Source organism: Rhizobacter sp. J219 (genome assembly GCF_024700055.1).
Taxonomy (GTDB): domain Bacteria; phylum Pseudomonadota; class Gammaproteobacteria; order Burkholderiales; family Burkholderiaceae_C; genus Rhizobacter.
The window spans coordinates 4,903,987-4,923,952 of the sequence record NZ_JAJOND010000001.1 but is presented as its reverse complement, the minus strand read 5'-3'; the positions used below and the strand labels follow the sequence as shown (position 1 = coordinate 4,923,952).

Sequence of the window (19,966 nt, the reverse complement as noted above, 5' to 3'; positions counted from 1 at the left end):
GCGTGGGAATCACAACACCTCGTTGAAGACGTGCAGCACGTTGTCGCGGCAGCGCGGCCACACGCCACGCTGCGCCCAGGTTTCGGCCTTGAAACCGACGCAGCGCCGTGAGTCACGTTCGAACACCTCCTCCAGCTGAGTGGCGAATGTTTCGTCACACACGCTCAGCGTGATCTCGTCGTTCGTCTCGAACGAGCGGTCGTCGAAGTTGCTGGAGCCGATGGCGCTCCAGTGGCCATCGACCGTCATCACCTTCTGGTGCAGCAGGCAGGTCTGGTACTCGAAGATGCGCACGCCGCCTTCGAGCAGCTTGTCGAAGTTGCGATGCGCGGCATGCTGCACGAGGGGCATGTCGCTCGCGTCGGTGGAGGGCACCATCACCCGCACGTCGACGCCGCGCGCCACCGCCTTGCACAGTGCCTCGATGGCTTCGTCGTCGGGCAGGAAGTACGGGTTCTGGATGCGGATGCGCCGCTTCGCCACACACACCGCCAGGTGGTGCAGGATCTTCACTGCGGGCGGTGAACCCTCTGCCTTCACGCTCGCCACGTGCAGCGAGACGCCGCCGCAGGGTTCGAGGCGCGGGAAGAACGCGTCGCCGACGAAGAGCTCGCCGGTGTCTTCGACCCAGTTTTCGCTGAACACCGACTGCACCCCGTGCACCACGGGCCCGCGCAGTCGCACGGCGAGGTCACGCACGCGCTCGCGGTTCTCGGCGTTGCCGAGCCAGCTGTCGACGATGCAGTGGCCGCCGACGAGCGCCACCCGCCCGTCGATCACGACGAGCTTGCGGTGATCGCGGTCGTTGACCACGCCGATGTGGCGCAGCTTGGTCGGGTGGTGCATCACCACGCGGCAGCCGGCCTCGCGCAGCCGCCGGCGCGCCTCGTCGCCCATCTTCTTGCCGCCGTTGCCGTCGACCATCACGCGCACGTCGACGCCGGCTCGCCGGCGTTCGATGAGCGCCTCCACCAGGCGCTGGCCGAGCTGGCCGTCTTTCCAGAGGAAGGTCTCGAAATGGATCGACGCGCGAGCGGCGCGGATCTCGTCGAACATCATCTCGAAAAAGGCGCCGTTCTCGAAGAGCTCGACCGAGTTGCCTTCGTACACCGTGCCCTGGCTCAGCCCGGCCAGCGACGGCAGCAGCTCCGAGACCGGGCGGTCGCAGTCGATCGAGAGTTTGGGGTCGCGGTGGCTGCGGATCGACCAGATCACGAGCCCGAGCACGACCGGCAACAGCATGAGCCCGAGCACCGCGATGAACGGCAGTGAAACCGTCGTGGTGATGAGGTCGATCACGGGCCGCTCCTTGGGGTGGCAGGAGCGTTCGAGGCTAAAAGAGGCAGCGCTGCAGGTCTGTAGGAGACCTGCGGGCCACGGTGTCGGAGCGGCCGCTACGCCGCGACGGTGTCGTCGTGGAAGACGTTGGGCGTGATCGTCACCTCGTCTTGGGTCGCCTGCACCTGGTTGCGGCCGGCGCGTTTGGCGCGGTAGAGCGCTTCGTCGGCGCGCATCAGGAGGCGTGACGGTTCTTCGCTCGGGCCTTTCCATTCCGCCACGCCGAAGCTGGCCGACAGCGCCAGCGGCTCGCCCTCTTGCGGCACCCGCTGCGCGGCGAGGTGCGCACGCAAGGCCTCGGCGGTCTGCACCGCCTGCGCCAAGCCCACGCCGGGCAGCAGCACGATGAACTCCTCGCCGCCGAAGCGGCCCACCCGGTCGACGCTGCGCACCTGGGTCTGCAGCAGCGTGGCGGTGTGCTTGAGCGCCTGGTCGCCCGCGGCATGACCATGGCGATCGTTGATCGACTTGAAGTGGTCGAGGTCGACCATCACCACCGCGAAGGTGTCGCCCACGCGGCGGCTGCGCTGCAACTGCTCGTCGATGGCCTCCTGCATCGCGCGGCGGTTGAGCAGGCCGGTCAGCCCGTCGTGCCGGGCCCGCCACTGCAGCTGCTGGATCAGGCGCGCCACCACGAGCGCCATCAGCATCGCGTGCAGCATCGCGATCACCGCCACCACCGCCATCGCGGTGCCCACGTTGAGTGCGCTGTGCGAGGCGATCTCGGTCGCCAGCGCATCGGGTTTCAGCGCCGTGCGCAAGGCGCGGCCGGCCGAGTTCAGCCCCGCCAGCAGCAGCGGCACGGCCAGCACCCACGGGAAGCGCAGGCCCAGCGTGTGGCGGGCGTAGCGGTAGAGGTCCCAGGCCGTCCAGAGGTAGAGCGTCATCGTGATGCTGTAGTGCACCACCGCCTGCTCGCGGCGCCAGGCCGGGTCGGCACCGATCCACGAGGCGAGCGCTGCGGCGGCCAGCAGCGCCCCATGCGGCAGGTAGCGGCGCGCCTGCCCGGTGAAGTGCCACACGCCGTGCTGCAGCAGCACGAGCCCGGTGATCGCGAGCAGCACCCCCGCCATCGGCAAGGCCGCGAGGTGGGTGCCGAGGTAGACGAAGGCGACCGCGCTGCAGGCGGCGTAGCCCGCCCAGTGCGCCGCGGCAGCACGGGTCTCGCGGATCCACCAGGCGCCCAGGGCCCACATCACCGCCGCGACGGCCTGCACCATCGCGAGCATCAGGAACGCAATTTCAGAAGGCGTCAGACTGGACATGCCCGTCACTCCACAGAACCCGGCTCTCCCCGGCTGGCGGTATAGCACGCGGCGCGCCACCCCCCGAGCCGCTCGGCCGGCGCGCCGCTACCCCCCACACTTCAACTTCGAGTTAGGGGAGACGCCACACCTTAGGGGGCGGCAAACACCGCATCGGTTCCTAGACTGAATTTCAAGCCGTGCACGCGCTTGTGCCGGCAGGTTCAGTGGAGGTTCCATGACACAAGAGTTCAACGACGCCGCGAAAGCGTTGGTCACCCGCGACGCCCACGGCACCGTGCGCGACGTGCAGCATGTCGAAGAGGTGTTCGTCAGCGCCGCGGGCAGCCCGCTGCTCGCCGCGCACGAGTACCTGCTGCGCCACGGCACGCTCTTGGGCGTGAGCCCGGCCGAGCTGGCCCACTTCAGCGAAGCGCCCGAGGCCGAGCCGCGTGCGCTCGGCGTGGAGCTGCGCTACAGCGAGGAGAAGCCGCAGTTCGACATGACCACCGTCGTCTTCGAGCAAACACTCTTCGGCCTGCCGATCTGGCAGGCCGGGGTGTCGGTACACCTGCAGCGCGACCCCTTCGTCGTGGTGGCGGCGCAGTCGAAGCGGCACGAGCAGGTCGACGCCGACATGCCGAGTGCCGATGCGCTCAAGAGCGCCGCCAAGCTCGACAAGAAGCGGCTCACCAAGGAGCTGGGCATCGACCAGGACAAGGCCTGCGACCCGGCGTCGTTCAAGGTGCTGCGCCAGCGCCTGATGGTCTACCGCTACGACCCGGCAGAGCGGCTCGCACCCGATCACCACGCACCGTCGACCACCCCCAAGCAGACCAGCGCGCAAACCCGCCAGCAGGCCTCGCCGCCCCCGCGCCACCTGCACGCCACGCTGCCGCTTCCGCCGGTCAGCGAGCGTGTGCGCGCCGGCCGCCACCATGTGGTGGTCGAGTTTCACCTTCTCGGTCACCTGGAACGGCATCGCCGACCTCGCCTGGGTCGCGCTGCTCGACGTCGCGACGCTCTCGGTGCTCTACCTGCGCGCCTTCATCGACGATGTGAACGGCCTGGTGTTCGAGACCGACCCCATCACCCTCAACGGCGGCCCGCTGCCGAGCGCCACGAGCGCGCAGCTCAACCCCCTGCGCTCCACCGTGCAGCTGCCCGAGCTCGTGTCGGTGGCGGGCACCGTGTCGCTCACCGGCCCGCACGTCGCGGTGCAAGACCTCGAAGCCCTCGCCGCCGCACCGCCCACACGCCCCGCCGGCTCGCCTTTCAGCTACGACGCCCGCACCAACCACTTCGCGGCGGTCAACGCCTATTACCACTGCGACCGCTTCTTCCACCTGGTGCGCGACCTCGGCTTCGACCTGCCCACCTACTTCACCGGCACGCCCTTCCCCTCGCCGGTGGACCACCGCGGCAACATCTGGGGCAGCACCAACACCATCAACGCCTACTGCGCCGGCAACGGCAGCTACGGCATCCTGCGCACCGCCTTCATGCTGGCCGACCTGGGCGACGTGGCCAACCCGATCGGCCTTGCCTGCGACTGGCGCGTGGTGCTGCACGAGCTGGGCGGCCACGGCATCCTCTACAACCATGTGAACTCGCCCAACTTCGGCTTCGCGCACAGCGCGGGCGACAGCTTCGCTGCGGTCCTCAACGACCCCGGCTCGCGCGCGCCCGACCGCTTCGAAACCTTCCCCTGGGTCTACAGCGTGATCGACCGGCGGCACGACCGCGACGTGACCGCCGGCTGGGCCTGGGGCGGCAGCAACGACGTCGGTGGCTACCCATCGGAGGAGATCCTCTGCACCACCCACTTCCGCCTCTACCGTGCGGTCGGCGGTGACGGCGCCGAGCTGAAGCAGCGCGAATACGCGTCGCGCTACACCGCCTACCTGATGCTGCGCACCATCGGCTCGCTGACGCAGGCCACCAACCCGTCCGATGCCGAGGCCTATGCCACCGCCATGATCGCCGCCGAGCGCGGCAACTGGACGAGCGAAGACATGGTGGGCGGCGTCTATGGCAAGGTGGTGCGCTGGGCCTTCGAGAAGCAGGGCGCCTACCAGCCGCCCGGCGCGCCCGACGACGTGGTGAGCGAAGGCGCGCCGCCGGCGGTCGACCTCTACATCGACGACGGCCGACACGGCGAGTACCCGTTCCAGGAGCACTTCTGGGAGACACGCGACATCTGGAACCGGAACGACCCCGACGGCGAGGCCAAGCACCAGACACCCATCGTCTGCCGGAAGAACCACGCCTACGTGCGCGTGAAGAACCGCGGCACAAAGCCCAACAAGGGCGGGCGTGTGCACGGCTGGCATGCGCGCCCCGGCGCAGGCCTGGTGTGGCCCGACGACTTCGAGCCGATGACCACCGCCTCGCTCAGCCTGCCGTCGCTCAAGCCCGGCGAAGAGGTGGTGGTGGGCCCCTTCGAATGGACGCCGATCCACCCCGGCCATGAAGTGATGTTCATGAGCGTCACCGCGCCACAGGACCGCGCCAACAACGACCGGCTCACCGGCCTGTCCGCGGCCAAAGGCCCGACGCCTGCGTGGCGCCTCGTGCCCACCGACAACAACATCGCGATGCGCGCGCTGATCCCGGTGCCGGGCGGCGGTGGGCGCTGCGCCCTCGAAGCGGCGTTCTGCAATCGCAAGTTCTGGGCGCACAACCCGTTTGCGAAGACGGCACGCATGGAGGTCCGCGCGGTGCTGCCGCCGCTGCTCGAATCGCGCGGCTGGACGATGCACTTCAACAACCCCGGCGGCAGCCACTTCACCCTCGGGCCGCGCGGCGAACGCGAGATCCGCCCGGTGCTCGTGAGCGGGCGCGACTTCAGCCCCGCCGACCTGGCAGATGCAGGCCCGGCCACGATCACCGTGCTCGTGCTTGCCAACGGCATCGTCGTCGGCGGCATGAGCTACCGGCTCGACCCTGAACTCGACGCGCCAGCCCGCGAACGGCCACCGGCAAAGGACTGCCGTCCGCAGCCCGAGCCCTGCAAGGACGACAAGCGCTGCGACGACGAGCCACCCTGCGATGACAAGCCCTGCCATGGCAAACCATGTGAGCCCAAGCCGCCACGCCCTTGCTGCGAGCCCTGCATCGACGATCGCTGCTGCCCACCACCGGCCTGCTGCTGAAGACCGGACAGAGCGGCGGCCGGGTCGTGTGCATGCCGAGGTGCCTTCCCGTATTCTTCGGGGCCTCGCAGCACACGACCTCGCCGCCATGTCCTACATGCTCCTCATCCACGAACCCATCGGCCAGCGCGCGGAGCGTGGCGAGGCCGAAGGCCGCATCGTCTACGACCGCATGCTGAAGTGGGGCGCGGCGCTCAAGGAGCGTGGCGTGCTCGTCGCGAGCGAGTCGCTCAAATCGCTGGACGAGAGCGCCGCGCGCTTGCAGGTGCGCAATGGCAAGACCTCGGTGGTCGATGGCCCCTTTGCCGAAGCGAAGGAAATGATCGGCGGCTTCTTCCTGCTGAATGTCGCGACGCGCGACGAAGCGCTCGCCATCGCCCGCACCTGCCCCGCCGCCGAATGGGCCACGGTCGAAGTGCGCGGCATCGCGCCCTGCTACGAGTGACGGTGCCCCTGACACAGCAGCCTAGGGTTTTCACTTAGCCTGCTGCTGTCGAAACCGCCACGGCTCTCGCGTCGTGGGAATGAGAGCCGACGACAGCGCGGCTCCCCTTCCTCGAACCCAGGAGAGCCGATATGCGATTCATGATCATCGTCAAGGCCACACCGGAATCCGAAGCCGGGGTGATGCCCGACGAAGCCCGGATGGCCGAGATGGCCGCGTACCACGAGCAGCTGGTGAAAGCCGGCGTGCTGCTCGATGCCAACGGCCTGCACCAGACGCGCCGCGGCTGGCGCGTGCAATACGACCCGCGCGGCGGCAAGCACATCGTCGACGGCCCGTTCGCCGAGACGAAGGATCATCGCCGGCTACACGGTGATCCAGGTGCGCTCGCGCGAAGAGGCGCTGGAGTGGTCGCGCCGCTTCCCCTCGCCCTTCCCCGGCAGCGAATGCCAGATCGAGGTGCGCCAGCTCTTCGAGGCGGAAGACTTCGCTCCAGGTGACGGGGTGGAGCGCTTCAAGGCGATCAAGGTACAGAGCACCCCCCACCCACCACTGACCCCGCGCCAAGGAGCCCCACATGGCCAAGACCCTCATCACCCTCGCCGTGCTGCTCGTGCTCGCATTGGGCACGTTGCTCGCCATGGCCGCCACCAAGCCCGACACCTTCCGCTTCCAGCGCTCGATCACCATCGCCGCAAGCCCCGACAAGATCCACCCGCTCATCAACGACATGCGCCGCTTCAACAGCTGGAACCCCTACAACAAGAAGGACCCGGCCATGAAGACCACCTACCGCGGCCCGCAGGCCGGCCCCGGTGCGGCCTACGACTTCGACGGCGACGGCAACGTCGGCAAGGGCACGATCCAGATCATCGAACCCTCGGGCCCGAGCACCGTGTCGATGCGGCTCGACATGACCGCGCCGATGAACGCCAGCAACCTCATCGACTTCACGCTGCACCCGCACGCCAGCGGCACCCAGGTGACCTGGGCCATGCACGGCCCCTCGCCCTTCGTCACCAAGGTGATGCACACGCTCTTCAACATGGACAAGATGATCGGCCGCGACTTCGACGCCGGGCTCGCCGACCTGAAGACGCTCGCCGAACGCACCTGACTTCCCAATTGTTCTTCTTCCTTCACCAGGAGCCCGCCATGACCCACCAACAGATCTTCGTCAACCTGCCCGTCAAGGACCTGCCGCGCTCGCGCGCCTTCTTCGAGGCGCTCGGCTACAGCTTCAACCCCGATTTCAGCAACAGCGAAGGCGCCTGCTGCGTGATCAGCGAACACATCTACGCCATGCTGCTGACCGAGCCCTTCTTCAAGGGCTTCACCCAGAAGCCGATCGTCGATGCCAAGACGGCGACCGAGGTGCTGATCTGCCTGTCGTGCGAGAGCCGCGCGCAGGTCGACGAGCTGGTCGCCAAGGCGGTGGCCGCCGGCGGCACCGCTCCCAACGCCAAGCAGGACCACGGCTTCATGTACGCGCATGGCTTCGAAGACCTCGACGGCCACGTGTGGGAGCTGGTCTACATGGTGCCGGGTGCGACGCCCAACGCCTGATGCGGGCAACATTGCGCCATGACACCGGAGCCGACCCACCAGGCCACCCACGAGGCCATCAACGCCGTCTGGCGCATCGAAGCCGCCAAGATCATCGCCGGGGTCGCGCGCATGGTGCGCGACGTGGGCCTGGCCGAAGAGCTGGCGCAAGACGCGCTGGTGAGCGCGCTGGAGCATTGGCCGAAGGACGGCGTGCCCGACAACCCGGCCGCCTGGCTCACCACCGCCGCCAAGCGCCGTGCCCTCGACCAGCTGCGCCACCAGAAGCTCGCCGCCGAGAAGCACGAGGAGATTGGCCATGGCTTCGAAGCCCAGGAGGCCCTGATCGTGCCGGACTTCGTCGACGCCCTCGACGCCGCCCGTGCCGACGAGATCGGCGACGACCTGCTGCGCCTGATCTTCACCGCCTGCCACCCGGTGCTCAGCACCGAGGCGCGCGTGGCGCTCACGCTGAAGATGCTGGGCGGCCTGTCGACCGCCGAGATCGCACGTGCCTTCCTGGTGCCCGAGCCGACCATCGCGCAGCGCATCGTGCGGGCCAAGCGCACGCTCAGTGCGGCGAAGGTGCCCTTCGAGCTGCCGCGTGGCGACACGCTCGCCCCGCGGCTCGCCTCGGTGCTGGAGGTGATCTACCTCGTCTTCAACGAGGGCTACACCGCCACGGCGGGCGACGACTGGATGCGCCCGGCGCTGTGCGATGAAGCGGTGCGCCTGGGCCGGGTCCTGGCCGGCCTGGCGCCTGACGAGCCCGAGGTGCACGGCCTCGTTGCACTGATGGAGCTGCAGGCTTCGCGTACCGCCGCACGCACCGATGCGCACGGCAAGCCGGTGCTGCTGATGGAACAGGACCGCGGCCGCTGGGACCACCTCTTGATCCGCCGCGGCCTCTCGGCGCTGGAGCGCGCCCAGGCACTGGCCTCGGACACGCCGGGCCCCTACCTGCTGCAAGCGGCGATTGCCGCCTGCCACGCCCGCGCACACGTGGCCGACGAGACCGACTGGGCGCAGATCGCCGCGCTGTACGACGCGCTCTCGCAGGTGCAGCCCTCGCCGGTGGTCGAACTCAACCGCGCGGTGGCGGTGAGCATGGCCTACGGGCCGGCCGAGGCGCTGGCGATCGTCGACACCATGCGCGACGACCCGGCGCTCAAGTCCTACCAGTGGCTGCCCAGCGTGCGCGGCGACCTGCTCGCCAAGCTCGACCGGCGCGAGGAAGCACGCGCCGAATTCGAACGTGCCGCCGCACTCGCCGGCAACACGCGCGAGCGCGAGTTCCTGCTGGAGCGGGCGCGCTCGATGCTCAACTGAGCCAGGGCCTCAGGCCTCGGCCCCGGCGTGCTCCATCACCACCGCGGCGATGCGGTGCACCGCGGCGTCTCGGATCTGCGCGTCGAGCAGCTTGGCGCGGTCGCCGTCGTTGGCGATGAAGCCGAGTTCGATCAGCACCGCCGTGCCCTGGAACTTGAGCACCGCGAGGTCGTTGCGCTGCTTGATCTTGCGGTCGCGCAGGCCGGTGACTTCCAGCAGCGCGCTCTGCAGCCGCTGAGCGAGGACGCGGTCGTCGGCGTCGCGAAAGAGCACCTCCAGGCCGTTCGCGCTGTCGTCGTCGAAGTCGTTCAGGTGCAGCGAGACGAGCAGGTCGCAGCCGGCGTTCCTGGCCATCGTGGCCCGGCGGCCGACGGGGGCATGGTCGGTCGCGTCGTCGCGTGTCATGAACACCTCGACGCCGTTCGCGCGCAGCGCGTCCTTGAGCGCCAGGCCGTAGCGCAGCGCGATGTCGGCCTCGCGGAAGAGGAAACCGTTCTCCACATGGGTGGCGCCGGGGTCGAAGACGCCCATCTGGCGGTTGCTCATGCCGTGGCCGGGGTCGATGCAGACTTTCATGTGCGCTCCTTGAAAGCAGTGGCCCCCACGGTGTAGCGCTGCCCCCCGGCCGGGGCCATCCCTAAGGATGATGACGCGCGCCACGCCCCGAGGTGCGCCAGCCCAGCAGCGCGGCCGAGGCCAGCACCACCGCCGCCAGCAGGAAGGCGAGCCCCGGCATGTGCACCCAGGCTGCCTCGCCCACCGACACCGAGTACACGCCGCCGAAGAAGAGCGGCGACAGCACACCCGCGATGCTGGCCACGCTGTTGTTGGCGCCTTGCAGCTGGCCCTGCTCCGACTCCGACACACGTTGCGTCATCAGCGATTGCAGCGTGGGCATCGCCAGGCCCCACATACCGTTGGGCAGCATGGCCGCCACGAAGAGCCAGCCGGTGGGCGCAAGGCCCATGCAGGCGATGCCGACCGCACCGCCGGCGAGGCCGAGCACCATCGTCCGCCCGTCGCCAAGGCGCTTGACCACCGGGCCCACGATCACGCCCTGGGTCAGCATGTCGAGGATGCCCACGAAGGCGAGCAGCCCGCCCACCTGCGCGGCGCCCCAGCCGTAGCGGTAGCCGGCATAGAGCACGAACACCGCAGAGAACAGGTGGTGCGCGAAATGCAGCAGGAAGTTGACGCCCGCCAGGCCCGAGAGCTCGCGGTGCGAGCGCAGCAGCGTGAGCGCGCCGAAGGGGTTGGCGCGCTTCCAGCTGAAGGGCATGCGCTTGTCGGGCGCAAGTGATTCGGGCAGCACGAAGAGCCCGTAGAGAAAGGTCAGACCGCCGAGCGCTGCCGCCGCCCAGAACGGCGCCCGCGGCGACCATTCGCCCAAAAGGCCGCCCAGGAGCGGCCCCGCCACGAAGCCGGCACTGAAGGCCGCCCCCACCAGCCCGTAGACGCGGGCACGCTTCTCGGGCGGCGTGATGTCGGCCATGTAGGCAAACGCGGTGGTGAAGCTGGAGGTGGTGATGCCGGCGATCAGCCGGCCGACGGCGAGCCACCACAGGTTGGGGGCGAGCGCCATCAGCACGTAGTCGGCCGCCAGCCCCAGCGACGACAGCAGCAGCACCGGCCGGCGGCCGTAGCGGTCGGACAGCGAGCCGATCACCGGTGAGGCCACGAACTGCATCAGCGCCCACAGCGCGACGAAGAGCCCGTTGAGCACACCCGCCTGCGCATTGGAGCCGACGAACTGCTCGATGAGCTTGGGCAGCACCGGGATGATGATCCCCAGCGCCACGATGTCGAGCGCGGCCGTGACGAGGATGAAGCCGACCGCGGCGCGCCGATGGAACACGTTCGGGAAGGTCAGGGGCATGGCGCGCGAGCTTGCCACGGATGGCCACTGAGCGAAGATGGCCCCATGCGAGACCGCCTGTTCCTGCGCCTGCCGGAAGACGAGCTGCACGGCCCCGAGGCCGGGCCGCTGGCCGGCGCGACGCTGCGCGCGTTTGCGCCGGAGGCCGCGCTGGAGCCTTACATCGGGACGCTGATGCTCTACCGCGAGACGCTGGCGAGCGAGGTGGTCGAGCACGTCGTGCCCGACGGCGGCCTGCGCCTCGTGGTGAACCTTGGCGAGGCACCCCGCACCGGCGATGGGCCGGGCCTGGTGGCTGGCGTGCTGGGCGCCTCGGCCGCGCCGGCCCGTGTGACGCTGCGTGGCCGCATTCACGCCTTCTCGGTCACGCTCAAGCCCGGTGCGGCCACCGCCTTGCTGGGCGTGCCGGCGGGTGAGTTCAGCGAGGCCCATGCGAGCCTCGATGCGCTATGGGGGCCCCACGACGCCGCCGAGCTGCAGGAGCGCATGGCCGAGGCGCGCAGCGATGCCGCGCGCGCCGGTGTGCTGCAGTCCGCCTTGCAGCAGCGCCTGGGCGACGCCCACCCTGTCCCGGCGCAGCAGGCGCAGCTGGCGCTGCAGCTCATCGCCACGCGCCGAGGGCCGCTGCGTGACATCGCCGTGCAGCTCGGCTGCAGCGAGCGCCGCCTGCAGCAGCTCTTTCACGCGCAGGTCGGCCTGCCCCCGCGCACCTGGCGCCGGCTGCTGCGCCTGCAGGACTGCCTGCGGCGGCTGCGCGCGAACGGCACGTCCACGCCGGCCTGGGCGGAGCTGGCGATCGATTGCGGCTTCTACGACCAACCCCACCTCGTCAACGAATTCCAGGCGCTGTGCGGCATGAGCCCCACCGACTACTGGCACAGCGTGGTTTCGCATTCGTCCAAGACACCAGCCTGAGCGCGCGCCACCATCGGCGCCTCTTCACTGCGGAGACACCCCCACGACCGAACCTTCACGCCCCCTGCTCGGCCACGTGGCCGTGGTCACCGGTGCGAGCCGCGGTGCCGGCCGCGGCGTCGCGCTCGAGCTGGGCGCGGCCGGCGCCACGGTCTACGTCACCGGCCGCAGCACCCGTGCCCAGCCGGCCGAAGGCTACGACCAGATCCTCGCGCTGTCCAAGCTCGACCGCCTGCCCGGCAGCATCGACGAGACCGCCGAAGAGGTGACACGCCTCGGCGGCCGCGGCATCGCGGTGCGTTGCGACCACACGCGCGAAGACGAGGTGCGCACGCTCTTCGCACGCGTCGAGCAAGAGCAGCAGGGCCGGCTCGACGTCCTGGTCAACAACGCCTGGGGCGGTCACGAGACCTTCAACGGCGTGTTCGAAGCACCCTTCTGGGAACACCCGCTCGCCAACTGGGATTCGATGATGGACCGCGGCGTGCGCAACCACCTGGTGGCCAGCCGCTGCGCCGCACCGCTCTTCGTCAAGCAGCGTCGCGGCCTGATCGTCACCACCACCTACTGGGACCGCGGCCACTACCTCAAGGGCAATCTCTTCTACGACCTCGCGAAGTCGGCGATGGTGCGGCTCGCGTTCGACATGGCGGCCGAGCTGAAGCCGCACGGCGTGGCATCGCTCGCCCTGTCGCCGGGCTGGATGCGCACCGAGTTCGTGTTGCTCGGCCATCAGACCGACGAAGCGCACTGGCACGAGCACCCCGCACTCGCCCGCACCGAATCGCCACGCTACCTGGGACGCGCCGTGGTGGCGCTTGCAAGCGACCCGCAGGTGCTCGCGAAGACCGGCGAGGTGCTGCGCGTGGGCGACCTCGCCCGCAGCCACGGTTTCACCGACATCGACGGACGACAGCCCGTACCCTTCGAGATCTGAGCGCGCCGCTCAGCACATCGTCAGCGCGGCCCCATCGGCTCCGGCCATGAACCAGCGGTAACCATAGGCCGGAAGCTCGACGTCGCAGCCGCCATCGGCATCGAGTCTCATCGCGCCGGCCGGCGAGCAGGTCGTGCACGCAGGCGCCTTCCACGCCCGCGGCGAGCACGGGCAAGTGAAGCCGGATGCGCTTGCCGCTGAAGTTGTGCACGGCGATGGCCGCGATGCCGTCGTGAACGCAGCGGTGCGCAAGCACCTCGCGGTGGCTGGTGTCGATGAACACACAATCGCCGAAGCCGAAGGCCGGGCACTCCTTGCGCCGGCGCAGCATGCGCTCGAGCCAGTTGAGCAGCGAGTCGGCGTCGTGGCGCTGTCGCTCCACGTTGACGGCCGTGAAGGCGTACTCGCCCTCGTCGATGACGGGCAGCGACAGCGCTTCGGCCGGCGCGGCGGAGAAGCCGGCATTGGCCTGCGCGCTCCACTGCATCGGCGTGCGCACGGCCTCGCGATGCGGCAGTGTCAGGTTGTCGCCCATGCCGATCTCGTCGCCGTAGCGCAGCACCGGCGTGCCGGGCAGCGTGAGCAGCAGGCTGTGCACGAGTTCGAGGCGGCGGCGGTCGTTGCCCAGCATGGGCGCAAGACGCCGCCGCACGCCGCGGTCGTAGAGCTGCATGTCGGGCTCGGGGCCGAAGGCCTTGAACACCTCCTGACGCTGCGCCTCGGTGAGTCGGCCGAAGTCGGCCTCGTCGTGGCTGCGCAGGAAGTTGTTCCACTGGCACATGGCCGGCAAAGGCGGCAGTTGCTCCCAGGCGTCGCGCACGGGTGTGGCATCGCCGCGGGCGAGCGCGAGGAAAAGGTGCTGGTTGAGCCAGAAGTTGAACGACATGTGGATCTTGTCGCCGTCGCCGAAGTAGTCGGGCACGTCTTCGGGTGGCAGGTTGGCCTCGGCCATCAGGCAGACATCTCCACAGAGCGTCTGCACGTGCTGGCGCAGCTCGCGCAGGTAGTCGTGCGGGTCGGCCTGGCCTTCGCTCGGCAGGTTCTTCAGCTCGATGAGGAAGGGCAAGGCATCGATGCGAAAGCCGGTCACGCCGAGCTGCAGCCAGAAGCCGGTGATCTTCTCGATCTCGCGCCGCACCGCCGGGTTGGCAATGTTGGCTCGGCCTGGTGGTCGTAGAAGCGGTGGAAGTAGTAGGCCTTGGCCTCGCGGTCCCAGGTCCAGGTGGTGACCTGCTCGCCGGGGAAGATGGTGCCCTCGGCCGCATCGTCGGGCTTGGTGTCGGACCACACGTAGTAATCGCGGTAGGGCGAATGCGGGTCGCGGCGCGCCGCCTGGAACCAGGGGTGGTCGATGGAGGTGTGGTTGACCACCAGGTCGATCATCACGCGCAGGCCCTTGTCTCGCGCGCTGCGCGAGAACTCGACGAAGTCGCCAAGCGTGCCGAAGCGCGGGTCGACGTTGCAGTAGTCGGTGATGTCGTAGCCGTTGTCGCGCATCGGCGACGGAAAGAAGGGCTGCAGCCACACGCAATCGACGTTGAGCCCGGCGAGGTAGTGCAGCTTGTGGCGCAGGCCGATGAAGTCGCCGATGCCGTCGCCGTTGCCATCGGCGAAGGTCTTCACGTCGAGGCAGTAGATGAGGGCGTTCTTGTACCAATGCTCGGCCATGCGTGGCTCCTGTCTTTGAGACTGCGAGCAGCGGGCAAGGCACATGCCGTCTCGGGCAGCCAGCGGCACGGTGCTTGCCGGACCCACGCATGACCCTCTACAGCTACCACGTCTCGCACGAGCAGCATTCGCCGCGCGACCTTCTGCGTTACGTGCAGCAGGCCGAAGCCGCGGGCTTCGACGCCGCCTTCAGCTCCGACCACCTGCAGCCCTGGGGCCCGGCGCAAGGTCACTCCGCGGCCACCTGGTCGTGGCTGGGGGCCGCCTTGCAGGCGACACAGCGGCTGCGCTTTTCGGCGATCACCGTGCCTGGGGGCTGGCGCTACCACCCGGTGGTGCTGGCGCAGGCCATCGCCACGCTGGCCTCGATGTACCCCGGGCGCGTGCCCTGGGTCGCGCTCGGCAGCGGCGAAGCGCTGAACGAAGCGTGCATCGGCAGCGGCTGGCCGGCCAAGCCGGAGCGGCAGCAGCGGCTGCAGAAGGCTGCGCTTGCGATGCGCGAACTGTTGCGCGGCGAGCGGGTGTCGCAGCCGGCGCCGGTGGCGGTCGACGACGCCCGGCTGTGGGTCCGCCCCGATGCACCGGTGCCGCTCGTCGGCGCAGCCACCAGTGCCGAGACAGCACGCTGGTGCGGCAGCTGGGCCGACGGTCTGCTGACCGTGGCCTCGCGCTTCGACGACCTGCAGGCCATCGTGCAGGCCTTCCGCGAGGGCGGTGGTGCCGGCAAGCCGGTGCATGTGAAGGTCGACGTGTGCTGGGCACCGAGCGAGGACGAAGCGCTGCACGCCGCGCATGCGCAGTGGCGCTACAACACCGCGGCGGGTGCGGCGAACGAAGACGCGCGCCACCCGGAAGACTTCGACCGGCTCACCCGCGAGATGAGCGCCGAGGCGATGCGTGGGCATGTGTTCATCTCGCATGACCTACAGGCGCACGTGCAGCACCTTCGACAGTGGGCCAGCGTGGGCGCCGACACGCTCGACATCCACCAGGTCGCGGGCGATCAGGCGGCCTTCATCCAGCGCTTCGGCGAACAGGTATTGCCGGCGCTGCGTCGGTCGGCCGGTTGATCCGCACGGCCTCGCCGCGCTCGGCGGCGGCCAGGCCCTGCACCAGCGCCGGCACCTCCGCCAGCAGCTCGCTCGCGAGAAAACCCATGCCGCCCATGCGACCGGCGAGCCGCTCGCCGGCCCGCGCATGCACGGCCACGCCCCACGCCGCCGCCTGCACGAGCGAGGCGCTGCGGGCGGCGAAGCCCGCTATCAGGCCCGCGAGCACGTCGCCCGATCCGGCCGTTGCCAGGCCGGGGTTGTGGGCCTCATGCACCCACAGGTCGCCGTGCGGTTCGGCAATCACGGTGGTCGACCCCTTGAGGGCGACGATCGAGTTCCACCAGCGTGCGGCCTCGCTGGCGGCGCCCTCGGCATCGTCGAGCACCGAGGCCTTCGTCTGGCCGTTGAGGTGCGCCATCTCGCCGGCGTGCGGCGTGACGAGCACCGGCGGGCCCGGCAGCGGGTCGCGCGAGGCGGCGCCCATGGCGGCAGCGTCGAAGATCGCCGGCAGCTCGGGGCGCCGCCTGCGAAGCGCCTGCGCGAAGGCGATGGCGGCCTCTTCGTCCTGCATGCCGGGGCCGACGAGCACCACGTCGGCTTGCTCCAGCGCCTTGTCGAGCAGCGACAGGCCGGCCAGATCGAAGCCGCCTTCGCGTGTTTCCGGCAAGCCGATGACCTGCAGCTCGGGCATCGCCACCGCGACGTGCATCGCCACCGATTGCGCAGTGGCCACGCGCACCTTGCCCGCGCCGGCACGCAGCGCGGCCTGCGCCGACAGCAGCGCGGCGCCGGGGATCTCGCGGCTGCCGGCGATCACGAGCACCCGGCCGCGCGACTCCTTGTCGCAGCCCGGGCCGAGCGAGGGCAGCGGCCAGTGGCGCAGCGTGCCGGCGTCGAACAGGCGCCGACGGCTCACGGCTTGGGCGCCGCCGGCACGTCGGGCGCGGCCGTCACCGGCGCACCCGCCTGCGTCAGCGGCGACACGAAGTTGATGAGCCGGGGCACCATCTGCCCGTGCAGGCCGCGGCCGGGGTCGTATTCATAGGCCGTCACGCCGCAGTTGGGCACGTCGGCCTGGCGGTCGATGTCGAGGATCTCCGCTTCGCTCTTGCCTTCGATGAGGTAGCGCATGCAGTTCACCGTGACCTGGTGCGCCACCACCAGCACCCGCTCGCGGCGGTATTCGCGCGTGATCATCTCGATGGCGCTGCGCAGCCGCAGGATCACGTCGCACCAGCTCTCGCCGCCGGGTGGGCGGAAGTAGAACTTGCCGACGTGGGCCCGCTGCTCGGCGAGTTCAGGGTACTTCTGGCGGATGCCGAGCACCGTGAGGCGGTCGAGGATGCCGAACTCCTTCTCGCGAAGGCGTTCGTCGCACTGAAAGGTGATGTCGTCTCGGGAGATGCCCGCGGCGGCGAGCAGGCGATGCGCCGTGGCCTGGGCGCGGAGGTAGGGCGAGTCCAGCACGATCGAAGGCCGCTCGTCGCGTGGCAGGTCGCCGAACCAGCGGCCCACCGCATCGGCCTGCTGCTCGCCGAGGGGCGAAAGCGGCACGTCCATGTCGCGCGCTGCGATGTCGATCAGGTGGTGGCCGGCCGCTTCGGCGCGCTCACGCGCGACGTTGCCGGCGCTTTGCCCATGCCGCACCACCCACAGCCACTGGGGCCACTTCTGTTCAGGCATGCAGGACTCCCGCAGGCGCGACGGGCCGCCGCGCCGGGGTGTCCCAGGCAAGGCCCGACCCGCCCGCCATGCCCGGCGAGCGGGGTGCCGTCTCGATCAGCGTGCCGACCCGCGCCGGAAGAGGTTGACGATGGCCAGCAGGATCACCGCACCGAGCAGCGAGACCCCCAGGCCCGCGATGCTGAAGTCGCTGCTGTTGATCGTGCCGGTGCCCAGCAGCGGGGCGAGCAGGAAGCCGCCCAGGAACGCGCCGACGATGCCGACGACCACGTTCAGGATGATCCCCTGTTGGGCATCCGTGCGCATGATCATGCTGGCAACCCAACCGATGAGGCCGCCGACGATGAGCCAGATGATGAAATTCATGACCGTTCTCCAGTGAAGTCCAAGGTGCGGGCAAGGTACCCGTCACCCGCGGGCGACACGAGCGGAGAAGGTCGCGAACCGTCGTAGGCGCTGGCCTACGACCGCAAGTTCAGCTCAGAAGACGCCGCGTGCCAGCTCGTAGAGCGCGAGCAGGCCACCGCTCACCAGCAGGTTGGCGGCGAGGTGGCGCCCGCCGGCGCCCACGCGGATGCCCATGCGCGTCGACACGCAGGCCCACAGCATCACCAGCAGCAGGGCGCCGGCGTCGCCCTTGGTGAGGTCCATGCGCGTGATGTGGGCCAGGCCCACGGCGAGCACCCACAGGCCCGAGCCCATGACGGCCGCGGCGGTGAGTTCGTTGAATCCGGGCCGGCGCAGCGGCACACCGATGAATTTCATGACAGCAACAGCGGGAGAAAAACGATCCCAAAAGGGTAGCCGCTGTACTTGCGGTTACCGCGGCCAATTCCGGGCACAAGTTCGCGCTTGACGCCCGGCTGACCCGGGACAACGGCGACTGGCACGTGTCGTGCTTGCATCTTGCATACAAGATGGCATGCACAAACACAGGGCACCCATGACGACGAGCGACCCCCGCACCCTCGCAGAACTGCAGCAAGCCTTGCGCAACGGCACCATGACGGTGCGCCAGCTGATGCTGCGCTTCCTGAAGGAGCAGACGCAGCAGGCGCTCCCGGCCTGGATCTCGCGGCCGAGCGACGCCGCCCTGCTCGCCCAGGCCGACGCCTGCGACGCACGACTGCTGAGCCACGGCCCCGGACTTTTCGAGACCCAGCCGCTTCTGGGCATGCCCTTCGGCGTGAAAGACAACATCGACGTCGCCGGCCTGCCGACGACCGCCGCCTGCAAGGGCTTCGCCACCGAGCCGGCCGCAACCCATGCGGTGGTGATCCAGAAGCTCGTGGCGGCGGGCGCCATTCCGGTCGGCAAGACCAACCTCGACCAGTTCGCCACCGGGCTCGTGGGCACACGCAGCCCGTATGGCGCAGTACCCAACAGCTTCGACGCGGCGCGGGTGAGCGGCGGGTCGAGTTCGGGCTCGGCCTACGTCGTCGCCAAGGGCCAGGTGCCGTTTGCACTCGGCACCGACACCGCCGGCTCCGGCCGTGTGCCGGCCGGCTTCAACAACATCGTGGGCCTGAAGCCCACGCCCGGCCGCGTGAGCACCACCGGCCTCTTGCCGGCGTGCCGCAGCATCGACTGCATCTCGGTGCTCGCGCTCACGGCCGACGATGCGGCGCTGGTGCTCGCCATCATCGAAGGGCCCGACCCGGCCGACGCGTACAGCCGCTTCCAGCCCGGGCCCGCGAAGCTCAAGCCAAGGCTGCGTGTGGGCATTCCCGCGCGGCCGGTGTTTGCCGGCGACGCCGGTTACCGCGAGTCGTTTGCACAGGCCTGCGCGCAGGTGCAGTCGCTCGGCCACGAGGTGGTGCCGCTCGACTTCTCGCCGCTGCACGCCACCGCCGAGCTGCTGTACGGCGGGCCCTGGGTGGCCGAGCGTCACGCGGCGGTGGAGCGGCTGCTGGCCGAGCAACCCGAATGTTTCGACCCGTCGGTGCGCAGCATCGTCGAAAGCGCGCGCCGCTTCAGCGCGACTGACGCCTTCCGCGGCCTCTACCGGCTGCAGGCCGCGCGGGCCGAGACGGCGGCCGTGTGGAAGCAGGCCGACGTGCTGATGGTCCCAACCGCCCCCGCGCACCCGACGATGGCCGAGGTGGCGGCCGACCCGATCGGCGCCAATGCCCAGCTCGGCGCGTACACCAACTTCGTCAACCTGCTCGGCTGGAGCGCGATCGCCTTGCCCTTCGGCTTCACCGCGCGGGGCCTGCCCTTCGGCGTGACCTTCATCGCACCCGGCGGCTTCGATTCCGCGCTCGCACAGTTCGGCGCCGCCTGGCAGTCGCAGCTCGACCTGCCGCTCGGCGCCCTGGGCCGCAGCGCCACGATCACGCCCACGCTGACGCGCGCCCCGGCGAGCGTGCCGACGCTGCCCATCGCCGTGGTCGGCGCGCACCTGAGCGGCCTGCCGCTCAACGGCCAGCTCACCGAGCGCGGCGCCACGCTGCGCCTGACCACCACCACTGCGCCGCAGTACCGCCTGTACGCGCTGCCCGGCACCGTGCCGCCCAAGCCGGGGCTGCAGCGTGTGGGCAGCGGCGGCGCTGCCATCGCGGTCGAGGTGTGGGACGTGCCGCAGAGCGAGATCGGCTCCTTTCTCGCGCTCATCCCCGCGCCGCTCGGACTGGGCAGCCTGACGCTCGCCGATGGCAGCTCGGTGCACGGCTTCGTTTGCGAAGCGCTGGCGCTCGAGGGCGCCCGCGACATCACCGAATTCGGCGGCTGGCGCCACTACCTCGCGTCGCTGAAACCTGTTTCTTCCCTTTGACCTTTG

The 19,966-nt window shown here is 69.8% G+C and carries 20 protein-coding genes and 1 pseudogene; 10 read left to right on the top strand and 11 right to left on the bottom strand.

Annotation, left to right across the window (positions count from 1 at the left end; all coding sequences use genetic code 11):
- Positions 1-9: 9 nt before the first annotated feature.
- The 3 genes from LRS03_RS23445 to LRS03_RS23435 form a co-directional block, all read right to left on the bottom strand.
- Positions 10-1,299, bottom strand: coding sequence for a phospholipase D-like domain-containing protein (locus LRS03_RS23445; protein WP_257828564.1), 1,290 nt, complete (start codon positions 1,297-1,299; stop codon positions 10-12).
- A gap of 95 nt (positions 1,300-1,394) precedes the next feature.
- Entirely contained in the window at positions 1,395-2,603 is a 1,209-nt protein-coding gene (locus LRS03_RS23440) for a GGDEF domain-containing protein (protein ID WP_257828562.1), read from the bottom strand.
- A 172-nt stretch (positions 2,604-2,775) separates the two neighbouring features.
- Positions 2,776-3,564 (bottom strand): hypothetical protein, encoded by a 789-nt coding sequence (locus LRS03_RS23435; RefSeq protein WP_257828560.1) that lies wholly within the window; start codon positions 3,562-3,564, stop codon positions 2,776-2,778.
- Between LRS03_RS23435 and LRS03_RS23430 the strand changes: the two genes are divergently transcribed.
- From LRS03_RS23430 to LRS03_RS23405, 6 genes and pseudogenes are all read left to right on the top strand, one after another.
- On the top strand, positions 3,521-5,737 hold the full coding sequence (locus LRS03_RS23430) for a hypothetical protein (protein ID WP_257828557.1): 2,217 nt from the start codon (positions 3,521-3,523) through the stop codon (positions 5,735-5,737). The two genes, LRS03_RS23435 and LRS03_RS23430, sit on opposite strands and share 44 nt — an antisense overlap.
- An 88-nt stretch (positions 5,738-5,825) precedes the next feature.
- Positions 5,826-6,182, top strand: coding sequence for a YciI family protein (locus tag LRS03_RS23425; protein WP_257828556.1), 357 nt, complete (start codon positions 5,826-5,828; stop codon positions 6,180-6,182).
- 131 nt (positions 6,183-6,313) lie between these two features.
- A pseudogene (locus LRS03_RS23420) lies at positions 6,314-6,707 on the top strand (YciI family protein); the annotation flags it as partial.
- A 52-nt stretch (positions 6,708-6,759) separates the two neighbouring features.
- A complete protein-coding gene (locus LRS03_RS23415) occupies positions 6,760-7,299 on the top strand; it encodes an SRPBCC family protein (protein WP_257828550.1) in 540 nt (179 codons plus the stop codon).
- Positions 7,300-7,337: 38 nt separating this feature from the next.
- Positions 7,338-7,748: a VOC family protein gene (locus LRS03_RS23410; protein WP_257829659.1), complete on the top strand. Its 411-nt coding sequence runs from the start codon at positions 7,338-7,340 to the stop codon at positions 7,746-7,748.
- A gap of 18 nt (positions 7,749-7,766) precedes the next feature.
- Positions 7,767-9,056 (top strand): RNA polymerase sigma factor, encoded by a 1,290-nt coding sequence (locus LRS03_RS23405; RefSeq protein WP_257828548.1) that lies wholly within the window; start codon positions 7,767-7,769, stop codon positions 9,054-9,056.
- Between the two features lie 9 nt (positions 9,057-9,065).
- On the opposite strand, the gene LRS03_RS23400 is transcribed toward LRS03_RS23405, so the two are convergent.
- Both LRS03_RS23400 and LRS03_RS23395 read right to left on the bottom strand, forming a co-directional pair.
- Complete coding sequence (locus LRS03_RS23400) at positions 9,066-9,632, bottom strand: N-acetylmuramoyl-L-alanine amidase family protein (protein WP_257828546.1); 567 nt, start codon at positions 9,630-9,632, stop codon at positions 9,066-9,068.
- A 61-nt stretch (positions 9,633-9,693) separates the two neighbouring features.
- Positions 9,694-10,932: a TCR/Tet family MFS transporter gene (locus LRS03_RS23395; protein ID WP_257828544.1), complete on the bottom strand. Its 1,239-nt coding sequence runs from the start codon at positions 10,930-10,932 to the stop codon at positions 9,694-9,696.
- Positions 10,933-10,977: 45 nt separating this feature from the next.
- On the opposite strand from LRS03_RS23395, the gene LRS03_RS23390 reads away from it, so the two are divergent.
- Both LRS03_RS23390 and LRS03_RS23385 read left to right on the top strand, forming a co-directional pair.
- A complete protein-coding gene (locus tag LRS03_RS23390) occupies positions 10,978-11,847 on the top strand; it encodes a helix-turn-helix domain-containing protein (protein ID WP_257828541.1) in 870 nt (289 codons plus the stop codon).
- A 76-nt stretch (positions 11,848-11,923) separates the two neighbouring features.
- The gene (locus LRS03_RS23385; RefSeq protein ID WP_257828540.1) at positions 11,924-12,784 is read left to right on the top strand and encodes an SDR family oxidoreductase; all 861 of its coding nucleotides are present in this window, start codon (positions 11,924-11,926) and stop codon (positions 12,782-12,784) included.
- Here LRS03_RS23385 and LRS03_RS23380 read toward each other — a convergent pair.
- On the bottom strand, positions 12,741-13,922 hold the full coding sequence (locus LRS03_RS23380) for an alpha-amylase family glycosyl hydrolase (protein ID WP_257828538.1): 1,182 nt from the start codon (positions 13,920-13,922) through the stop codon (positions 12,741-12,743). The genes LRS03_RS23385 and LRS03_RS23380 overlap by 44 nt on opposite strands.
- The gene (locus LRS03_RS23375) at positions 13,871-14,452 is read right to left on the bottom strand and encodes an alpha-amylase family glycosyl hydrolase (protein WP_257828536.1); all 582 of its coding nucleotides are present in this window, start codon (positions 14,450-14,452) and stop codon (positions 13,871-13,873) included. The genes LRS03_RS23380 and LRS03_RS23375 overlap by 52 nt, the downstream gene beginning before the upstream one ends.
- Positions 14,453-14,541: 89 nt before the next feature.
- On the opposite strand from LRS03_RS23375, the gene LRS03_RS23370 reads away from it, so the two are divergent.
- Positions 14,542-15,522, top strand: coding sequence for a TIGR03885 family FMN-dependent LLM class oxidoreductase (locus LRS03_RS23370; protein WP_257828534.1), 981 nt, complete (start codon positions 14,542-14,544; stop codon positions 15,520-15,522).
- Here LRS03_RS23370 and LRS03_RS23365 read toward each other — a convergent pair.
- From LRS03_RS23365 to LRS03_RS23350, 4 genes are all read right to left on the bottom strand, one after another.
- Positions 15,467-16,420, bottom strand: a complete 954-nt coding sequence (locus LRS03_RS23365) for an NAD(P)H-hydrate dehydratase (RefSeq protein WP_257828532.1) — start codon at positions 16,418-16,420, stop codon at positions 15,467-15,469. The genes LRS03_RS23370 and LRS03_RS23365 overlap by 56 nt on opposite strands.
- The gene (locus tag LRS03_RS23360) at positions 16,417-17,187 is read right to left on the bottom strand and encodes a histidine phosphatase family protein (protein WP_257828530.1); all 771 of its coding nucleotides are present in this window, start codon (positions 17,185-17,187) and stop codon (positions 16,417-16,419) included. The genes LRS03_RS23365 and LRS03_RS23360 overlap by 4 nt, the downstream gene beginning before the upstream one ends.
- 96 nt (positions 17,188-17,283) lie before the next feature.
- A complete protein-coding gene (locus tag LRS03_RS23355; protein WP_257828528.1) occupies positions 17,284-17,553 on the bottom strand; it encodes a GlsB/YeaQ/YmgE family stress response membrane protein in 270 nt (89 codons plus the stop codon).
- A 114-nt stretch (positions 17,554-17,667) separates the two neighbouring features.
- Positions 17,668-17,952: a hypothetical protein gene (locus LRS03_RS23350; RefSeq protein WP_257828526.1), complete on the bottom strand. Its 285-nt coding sequence runs from the start codon at positions 17,950-17,952 to the stop codon at positions 17,668-17,670.
- A gap of 178 nt (positions 17,953-18,130) precedes the next feature.
- On the opposite strand from LRS03_RS23350, the gene atzF reads away from it, so the two are divergent.
- Entirely contained in the window at positions 18,131-19,960 is a 1,830-nt protein-coding gene (atzF, locus tag LRS03_RS23345) for an allophanate hydrolase (protein ID WP_257828525.1), read from the top strand.
- Positions 19,961-19,966 lie beyond the last annotated feature (6 nt).